This is a genomic window from Endozoicomonas sp. ALB091 (assembly GCF_049310265.1).
Classification (GTDB): domain Bacteria; phylum Pseudomonadota; class Gammaproteobacteria; order Pseudomonadales; family Endozoicomonadaceae; genus Endozoicomonas.
Genome location: NZ_JBLYNQ010000021.1, coordinates 1 through 3564, shown reverse-complemented (window position 1 = coordinate 3564; position 3564 = coordinate 1). Strand labels below are relative to the sequence as shown.

The window sequence follows — 3564 nt, the reverse complement described above, 5'->3', positions numbered from 1 at the left end:
AACCTGCTGTGGGCCATGGCGAAACTGGTGGACAACGGGCTGGAGCGAACGCCGGAGTTTAACCAGGCTGTGGCCGCGCTGTTGCCTCATGTGACCGCGCAGAAAGGCCAATTTAATGCTCAGGGTATCACCAACCTGCTCTGGGCCATGGCAAAACTGGTGGACAGCAAACAGGACCAGACACCAGAGTTCAACCAGCCCGTGGCTGCGCTGTTGCCTCACGTGAACGCACTGAAGGACCAATTTAATCCTCAGGGTATCGCCAACCTGCTGTGGGCCATGGCAAAACTGGGTGAACTCGTTGAACTGAACGTGTTTACCTCCACGTTCGAATCGCTTGTCTACCGAATTCGTGAACCCCCCCTGCTCTCTCAAAAAGGCATATTGATGTCTCTCTGGGGAGTCATGGTATACTGTGCCAGGTTGTCTCTGCTCGCCACTGCCAATAAAAATAATGTGCTTGAAAAACACATAGATGACCTGTTTACTCGCCTGGGAAATATACCTCCCGACAATGAAGATGATCAATCCATCATTGCCCTGGCCGCAAGTTGGCTTGGCAGAACGTGTCCGATCATCCCCCATTACCAGACAACCATTTCAATACCTCAATCCAATTTCCTTGATCAACTCAAATCATGCATTCCCTCTTTAAAGATTGAAGAAGAAAAGAGTCTGAACTCCTTGCCTCCGGTTGACCTGCTACTGCCAGATCACAACATTGTTATTGAAATTCAGGGACCATCTCATTACACAAGTGCTGATTTCAAAACCAGGAATGGTTCGACTCTGCTGAAAATCGCACTGCTGAAAAAATCAGGATTTGAAGTCATTGAAATCCCGGCCAACATGCTTTGGAATCAGGATTCAATGAAATTATATATTGATCAAATAAAGGCCAGGGCAGGCATCCCGCCACAGGGTCATTCTGTATCACTTAACAGAGATGAGGCATACGTTACTACCGATAAAAGACGACAAGATCACGGTTACTTAACCGTCAAAGAACATTCAGAAGAAGCAAACAGGTACATCAAAAAGGAGAAAAAGGACAAGAAAAAAGCCAGTAATCTCCTCCCTTCCATCATGATTTGGCAATAACGAATTGGTGGCATCAGGAGCAGATGAGTATCCCCAACCGTAGTGGTTTTATCGATATTTCAGCAAAATGAACTTCTGAACAGAACAGCAGTCTGCTTTTTATATTTTCATGAATTAATGAAATATAACTATGCATAGAAGCTCTGCTGGTATCGGTGGTCAATACGCAGGATCAGGTAATGATTACAACCAACCGGATGACCATGCCGCTTATTCAAAGCGTGGACAATTTAAACATGCCACCGTCAGAAAGCGGGATAATATCCCCCGCACTACTCCGGAGCGTAATGAATTTTACCACTCTTCTGCCCCATATTTTGCCCAAAACCTGCCGTGCCGTTCAGTAAACCCTGCTCAAGATTTCAATGCCCTCGTCAAACAGGAAGTAATGGATGAACTGATGAGTAAATCTGATCATTTCGGTTATCGTTATGATGGGAAAAATCACAGTCAATATGCCAATTCAATCAAGAGATACACGTTAGCTTCTCAAAGCCCCTTAACCCGAGCGGAACAAAGCCAGCTGATGATTTTTTACAAAATTATACAGCCACACGGCGTTGGAGTTGGCGAAGCCTGACAACAACACTTCACTCATTTACTTCAGCGGGTGTTTTTACCCCTCATAAACCCGTGGATGAGCGTGTCAGGCATACTCAGGTTGCCTTATTGTCAACACTGCTTGATGCAATAATATTCAAGTGCAACCGAAAAGCTGCATCATGGGATATTGATGCCCAGGGAATCGCCAACCTGCTGTGGGCCATGGCGAAACTGGTGGAAAACGGGCTGGAGCAGACACCAGAGCTCAAAGAGGCCGTGGCCGCCCTGTTGCCCCACGTGAACGCACAGAGAAATCAATTTAAAGCCCAGGGTATCGCCAACCTGCTGTGGGCCATGGCGAAACTGGCGGTCAACGGGCAGGAGCGGACACCAGGGCTCAACGAGGCCGTGGCTTCGCTGTTGCCCCAAGTGAACGCACAGAAAGCTCACCTTAAACCACAGGAAATCGCCAACCTGCTGTGGGCCATAACCAAACTGGTTGAACACGGGCAGGAGCGAACACCAGAGCTCAACCAGGCCGTGGCCGCGTTGTTGCCCCAGGTAAACGCACAGAAAACTGACTTTAAACCAAGGGAAATTGCCAACCTGCTGTGGACCATGGCGAAACTGATGGACAACAGGCAGGAGCGAACACCACAGCTCAAAGAAACCGTGGCCGTGCTGTTGCCCCATGTGAACGCGCAGAAAGGCCAATTTAATGCCCAGGATATCACCAACCTGCTCTGGGCCATGGCAAAACTGTTGGACAACGGGCAGGAACAAACACCAGAGTTCAAAGAGGCTCTGGTTACATTGTTGCCCCAGGTGAACGTTCAGAAAGCCAAACTTAACCCGCAGGAAATCGCCAACCTGCTATGGGCCATGACGAAACTGATGGACAACGGGCTGGAGCAGACAACAGATCTCAGTAAGACCGTAGCCGTGTTATTGCCCCACGTGAACGCACAGAAAGCTAACTTTAAACCACAGGATATCGCCAACCTGCTGTGGACCATGGCAAAACTGGTGGACAACGGGCTGGAGCAGACAACAAGGCTCGACGGAGTCCTGACCGCGTTGCTGCCCCGCGTGAACGAACAGAAAGAACAATTTATTCATCAGCAAATCGCCACCCTGCTGTGGGCCATAGCAAAACTGATGGACAACAGGCAACGGACACCAGAGTTCAACGAGGCTGTGGCCGCGCTGTTGCCCCGGATAAACGCACAGAAAGACCAGTTTATTGCTCAGCATATCACCAACCTGATGTGGGCCATGGCAAAACTGGTGGACAACGGGCTGGAGCAGACAGCAGAATTCAAAGAGGCCGTGGCCGCGCTCTCGTCCAACGTGAAGGCACAGAAAGCTGATTTTAAACCACAGGGTATCGCCAACCTGCTGTGGGCCATGGCAAAACTGGTGGACAATGGGCAGGACAGGACACCAGAGTTCAACGGGGCTCTGGCCGCGCTATTGCCCCTCGTGATTGCACAGGAATCTGAATTTAAACCAAAAGAAATCACCAACCTGCTGGGGGCCATGGCGAAACTGGTGGACAACAAACAGGAGAGAGCAACAGGACTCGAAAAGACCGTGGCCGCGCTGTTGCCTCATGTGAACGCACAGAAAAGCCAATTTAATGCGCGGGATATCGCCAATCTGCTGTGGGCCTTGGCAAAACTGGTGGACAACGGACAGGACCGGACACCACAGCTCAACGGTATTGGCCTGCTCCGCGGTTTCTCGTGAACCTTTTGAAAAATCAATTTATTCCTCAACATATCACTACAATCTGCTGTGGGCCATGGCGAAACTGGTGGACAACGGGCTGGGGTGAACACCTGAGTTTAACGAGGCTGTGGCCGTGCTGTGCCTGGTAAACGCTTGCAGAAAGACCAATTTATTCCCCAGCATATCACC

The 3564-nt window shown here is 49.8% G+C and carries 3 protein-coding genes; all 3 read left to right on the top strand.

Annotated elements, in window-relative coordinates:
• The coding region (locus tag ACO6UX_RS25140; RefSeq protein WP_422451150.1) for an RAP domain-containing protein at positions 1 to 1101 on the top strand (1101 nt) is incomplete at its 5' end.
• A gap of 130 nt (positions 1102 to 1231) precedes the next feature.
• Positions 1232 to 1681, top strand: a complete 450-nt coding sequence (locus tag ACO6UX_RS25135; protein WP_422451148.1) for a hypothetical protein — start codon at positions 1232 to 1234, stop codon at positions 1679 to 1681.
• A gap of 53 nt (positions 1682 to 1734) precedes the next feature.
• Positions 1735 to 3393: a DUF1601 domain-containing protein gene (locus ACO6UX_RS25130; RefSeq protein ID WP_422451147.1), complete on the top strand. Its 1659-nt coding sequence runs from the start codon at positions 1735 to 1737 to the stop codon at positions 3391 to 3393.
• Positions 3394 to 3564: the final 171 nt, after the last annotated feature.